Consider the following 5,230-nt stretch of genomic DNA (forward strand, 5'->3'; position numbering starts at 1 on the left):
CGAGTTCAATTAAGCCATCGATGAGTTCAGCAGGCTGACCTGCGGTACCAAACCCACCAATCATAATGGTTGAACCGTCTTTAATTTGGGATAAAGCTTCAACTAAAGACTGTGACGATTTATCGATCATCCAACAACTCCCTCTGTACAACATATTTTAATATTTGGGGAATCCACGATTAGCGCAATTTCAATCTGGACGGAGATTGAAATAAGCAACTAAATCGCTTGGATTCCGTCATTCCATTCTTGATAAATTAAAAAGCTTGAGCTACCTTGAAAAAAGGTTTTTGTACGATTTACAGATTTTTTGTTCGATGATCGAACAATATCTTGAGTATATTGCTCAAGATTCTAAATCAGCATTAATAATTCAATTTTTAAAATAGCAAGGAAAATGCTGTGTCTACAGAATCAGACTCAAGGAACAGACAACTTCAAAATCCAGATAATAAAAAGTGGATTCGTCATGAAGACTTTATTGCAGGTATCAGCAAAGGACTGGCTATCCTAGATTGTTTTGCAAATGACCGTCACCGTTTAAATGTGACCATGGCTGCAGAAAAAACAGGGTTGACTCGAGCCGCTGCAAGGCGACATTTAATGACTTTAGAATATTTAGGTTATTTAGAATTTGATGGTCATTATTATTATTTAACACCTAAAATTTTAAAATTTTCAGGTGCATATTTAAGTGGTGCACAGCTGCCTAAAATTGCTCAGCCATTGTTGAATTTACTTACTCAGCAAACCTCTCTCATTTATTCCGTGATGGTATTAGATGGCTACGAAGCTATTACGATTGCACGTAGTGCAGCGCATCAACAGACTGATCGTGTTAATCCTTATGGATTACATTTAGGTAACCGACTACCCGCTCATGCGACATCTGCAGGGAAAATTTTATTAAGTTATTTATCCAAGGAAGCACAACAAGAATGGTTGGAAAAATATCCACTCAAAGCACTCACCAAATATACGTATACCGATAATGAGAAATTTATAAAATTATTAGCAGAAGTTAGAGCTGATGAATATTGTTACTCAGCTGAAGAACATGAGTTAGGCGTACATGCTTTGGCTGTACCTATTCACAATCATCGTGCTGATGTTGTCGCAGCATTGAACATTGTGTCACCGACAGGTAAAACCAGTAAGGAATATTTAATTCAGTATATTCTGCCCTTATTACAGCAAACCTCGATTGAATTTAGACAATTTGTTTAATAAAAAAACACACCAAATTGTGGAGCAATTTGGTGTGTGCTAAAAATTAGCCAATGGATTAAGCTTGACTTCGAGGATTAACTCGCTTTTTGGAGTGGTAGTCCAACATAGTTTTCAGCAAGCGTAGTTTGCCCTGCTTCTGAACCAAGAATATAACTTAATTCAGCTTGTTTGATTTTATGCTCGAATTCGGTTTCTGTCTCAAAACGATGTAATAAATGAGTCATCCACCAAGAGAAACGCTCTGCTTTCCATACACGTTTTAAGCAATTTTCAGAATACTGCTCAATCCCCTGCTCAGAACCCGTTTGATAATATTCAATGAGAGCTTGAGAAAGATACGCAATATCAGATGCAGCGAGGTTTAAACCTTTAGCTCCTGTTGGCGGTACAATATGAGCAGCATCACCCGCCAAGAACATTTTACCAAAACGCATTGGCTCAGTGACAAAACTACGTAATGGCGCAATACTCTTCTCAATTGATGGACCAGTCACGAGCTTTTCACGGCTTTCAGGATCTAGACGATTTTTTAACTCTTCCCAAAATTGCTCATCTGACCAATTTTCAACTTTATCCGTTAACGGTACTTGTAGATAATAGCGACTTCTCGTGTTAGAACGCATACTGCATAATGCAAATCCACGATCAGATTGCACATAAATTAGTTCCTCCGCAACAGGAGGTACATCTGCCAATACCCCTAACCAGCCAAATGGATAGACTTTCTCAAAAGTTTTAATTTTGTCTTCTGGCACACTGGCACGGCACACACCATGGTACCCATCACAACCTGCGATAAAATCACATTCAACTTTAACTTGCTGACCATTATGCTCAAAAGTAACACTTGGTTGACCGTAGAAATCATGTACTTGAACGTTAGCTGATTCATAGTATGAAGTGAGTTGAGCCGCTGTGCGAGCCTGCATTAAATCTTTGGTGACTTCAGTTTGGCCATATACCGTAACTTGTTTACCACCCGTCAACTGCGTTAAATCAACACGGTGCTTTTCACCATTGGTTAGAATTTCAATACCCTGATGAGGTAACCCTTTTTCACGGAGTTGCTGATCTACACCAGCTTCAGTCAATAAATCTACTGAAACTTGCTCTAAAATCCCAGCACGGATACGACTGGCAACATATTCAGCACTACGCTGTTCAATTAAAATATGATCAATACCCGCTTTATATAGCAGTTGACCGAGTAATAAACCTGCTGGACCTGAACCAATAATCGCGACTTTGGTTTTTAAAATTTCCATATTGCAAACACCCTCAATTTTTTTCCTTTTGTAAAACCTAATGAAATTCCAACTGAGGTACTAGACTTTAGCCCTAAATACGACCGAATTTAGTGACAAATGACCGATCATCGGACAAGATATCAGAATTAAAGGGTGTAAATCAGAGCAATATCATGCGCAATGAATTGATTTCAAATGCTAGAAATAAAGAAGTAATTCAATATGATGATTATATTGCAGGCCTTGCTAAAGGTTTGAATCTATTAGAGTGCTTTGGTGTTGAACGTCAAAAATTAAATGTCACCCAAATTGCTGAACGTACAGGATTGAGTCGCAGCGCAGCACGACGATATTTAAGAACTTTAAAATTTTTAGGTTATTTAGACACAGATGAACATTTTTATTGGCTCACCTACAAAGTTTTACGCTTTTCAAGTGCTTATCTAAGCTCTGCATATTTGCCAAAAGTCGCTCAACCTATGCTGAATTTACTCAGTATCAAAACTGCACTGAGCTATTCAGTCACGGTACTCGATGAACATGAAGTAGTACCTGTTGCGAAAAGTGTTCCTCAACAGAACGAATCATCTAAAATGAGTCCGTTGGGTATTCATCTAGGCAATCGCCTTCCAGCCTACGCCACCTCAACAGGTAAAATACTACTCTCAAGATTGAGCCATGATGAACTTAATCAATGGCTTACACAATACCCACTCAAGAGATTAACGCCTTTTACCATCATAGATCATCAAAAGTTTATAAACACTATTGCAACTGTTCAAAAACAAGACTATTGCATTTCTACAGAAGAACATGAATTGGGAATTATTGCTTTAGCTGTCCCTATTCTCAACATGCAAGGTGATACTGTAGCCGCACTCAACTGTATCGGATCCAGCCACAGAATTACTGAAACATATTTAATCCAAAATATTTTGCCCCAGCTTAAACAAGTAGCTCATGATTTGCGCGCTATTTTATAAAATTCGGAATATTCGAATGAACTTTTAAGATTTTTTCCTTTTTTAACTGAGGCGTTCATTTTTTTAATCCCTAGTACTTTAGTATATTTTTCAAGTACTTCTTCGCAAATATGGATCCATTTAATCTAAAATATATCTAAGTTAATATTTTTTTGCTTGAATTTGGATCCAATAATGCTAAATTCATGCACATTGCAGACGTGTTGATTATTTCATCAATACCAGAATATGGACGGGTTCTGACTGCGATGAACACCTTAAACATTACTAGGATGACTTCTGAAGTCTGCCTACGTTTATGACATGTAATCACATGCCACACGTAGTGCTTTTCAATGAGGTCTTATTCCATGGAGAAAGTAAATGGTTCAGAACCCGCGTGAGGAAATGAATAACAAGACCATGAATGGGTTTCAGTGGTTTGTTATCGGTATCTGTATTTTATTAAATGTTATTGATGGCTTTGACGTTCTTGTCATGGCCTTTACTGCTGCATCTGTTTCTGCCGAGTGGGGACTGACTGGCGCTGAACTTGGTGCACTATTGAGTGCTGGCTTATTTGGTATGGGCGCTGGCTCACTATTTCTTGCACCTTGGGCTGACAAAATCGGTCGCCGCCCACTCATCTTACTTTGCCTACTTATCTCTGGAGTAAGTATGGTTGCAGCATCATTTGCTCAGACTGCAATGCAACTTGGCATGATGCGTTTTGTGACTGGTTTAGGCATCGGCGGTATTCTCGCAAGTAGTAATGTTATTGCAAGTGAGTACGCATCTCTGCGTTGGAGAAGTCTCGCAGTCAGCTTACAATGTACAGGTTACGCGATTGGTGCAACCGTTGGTGGGATTATTGCTATTGCACTTATCAGCAATTTCGGATGGCGTGCAGTCTTCTTAACAGGTGGTTTAGCGACTTTATTCATGTTGGTCATGTCTTATTTCACCTTACCAGAATCACTTGATTACCTTTTGGTTAAACAGCCAAAAAATGCTCTAGAACGTATTAACGTTTTAGCAAAGAAAATCAATATTACTCCATTACAGCAACTTCCTACGGTCACTATGACCAGCGAACAAGCAAAGAGTGGTTTGGCACGTTTGTTCAGCCCTAAATTGGCACTTCAAACGATTTGTATCTGGTTTAGCTTCTTCTTCGTTATGTTTGGTTTCTACTTCGTCATGAGTTGGACACCAAAAATCTTATCTGCAAATGGAATGACCACTGAACAAGGTGTAACAGCAGGTGTCCTGATTAGTGCTGGCGGTATGTTTGGTGCTGCGCTGTTAGGTCTGATTAGTTCACGTATCCGTATTTACTATGTTCAAGCAGCTTTCCTTGCCTTAACTGCAATCTTGATCTGGTTATTTGTGAACAGTACTGGTTCACTCATGATCGCATTCATTCTTGCTTTATTCCTTGGCATGATGTCAAACGGATGTGTCGCAGGTCTATATGCGATGTCTCCTGCAATCTATGATGCTGATGTTCGTGCGACTGGTGTAGGTTATGCGATTGGTTTTGGTCGTGTAGGCGGTATTTTGTCTCCACTAGTTGCAGGTGCTTTCCTCGACAGTGGTATCTCATCACTTGTACTTTACGGTTATTATGCGTTGGCATTCGTTGCAGCTATTATCATGGTATTAAGCATTTCAAAACTCAAAAATAAAGAAACTGCACATGATCCTAGACAGTATCGTGGACAACAAATCCCTCTAAATTCTTAAAATATTTCTGTTCAAAGGCTTCTGGGCTTAACCAGCCGTTTGCGG

4 protein-coding genes and 1 pseudogene are annotated in these 5,230 nt (G+C 39.1%); 3 read left to right on the forward strand and 2 right to left on the reverse strand.

Annotated features, from left to right (window positions below):
• A partial coding sequence (locus AC1M9D_RS13805; RefSeq protein WP_481609255.1) for a CoA-transferase occupies positions 1-130 on the reverse strand: 130 nt, incomplete at its 3' end.
• A gap of 272 nt (positions 131-402) precedes the next feature.
• Between AC1M9D_RS13805 and pcaU the strand changes: the two genes are divergently transcribed.
• Positions 403-1,227 (forward strand): IclR family transcriptional regulator PcaU, encoded by an 825-nt coding sequence (gene pcaU / locus AC1M9D_RS13810; protein ID WP_180028016.1) that lies wholly within the window; start codon positions 403-405, stop codon positions 1,225-1,227.
• Positions 1,228-1,304: 77 nt separating this feature from the next.
• Here pcaU and pobA read toward each other — a convergent pair whose 3' ends face one another.
• A complete protein-coding gene (pobA, locus tag AC1M9D_RS13815) occupies positions 1,305-2,495 on the reverse strand; it encodes a 4-hydroxybenzoate 3-monooxygenase (RefSeq protein ID WP_481590765.1) in 1,191 nt (396 codons plus the stop codon).
• A gap of 155 nt (positions 2,496-2,650) precedes the next feature.
• Between pobA and AC1M9D_RS13820 the strand changes: the two genes are divergently transcribed.
• Positions 2,651-3,460 carry an IclR family transcriptional regulator domain-containing protein gene (locus AC1M9D_RS13820; RefSeq protein WP_481612418.1) on the forward strand — a complete coding sequence of 270 codons (810 nt, stop codon included), beginning with the start codon at positions 2,651-2,653 and terminating at the stop codon, positions 3,458-3,460.
• A 363-nt stretch (positions 3,461-3,823) separates the two neighbouring features.
• Positions 3,824-5,110 (forward strand): annotated as a pseudogene (locus AC1M9D_RS13825) (MFS transporter); the annotation flags it as partial.
• Positions 5,111-5,230 lie beyond the last annotated feature (120 nt).

The sequence above is a fragment of the Acinetobacter sp. ANC_7682 genome, from assembly GCF_056779795.1.

Coding starts and splice junctions, on each gene's coding strand:
- pobA (WP_481590765.1), bottom strand. CDS start 2,495: ATGGAAATTTTAAAAACCAAAGTCGCGATTATTGGTTCAGGTCCAGCA.
- AC1M9D_RS13820 (WP_481612418.1), top strand. CDS start 2,651: ATGCGCAATGAATTGATTTCAAATGCTAGAAATAAAGAAGTAATTCAA.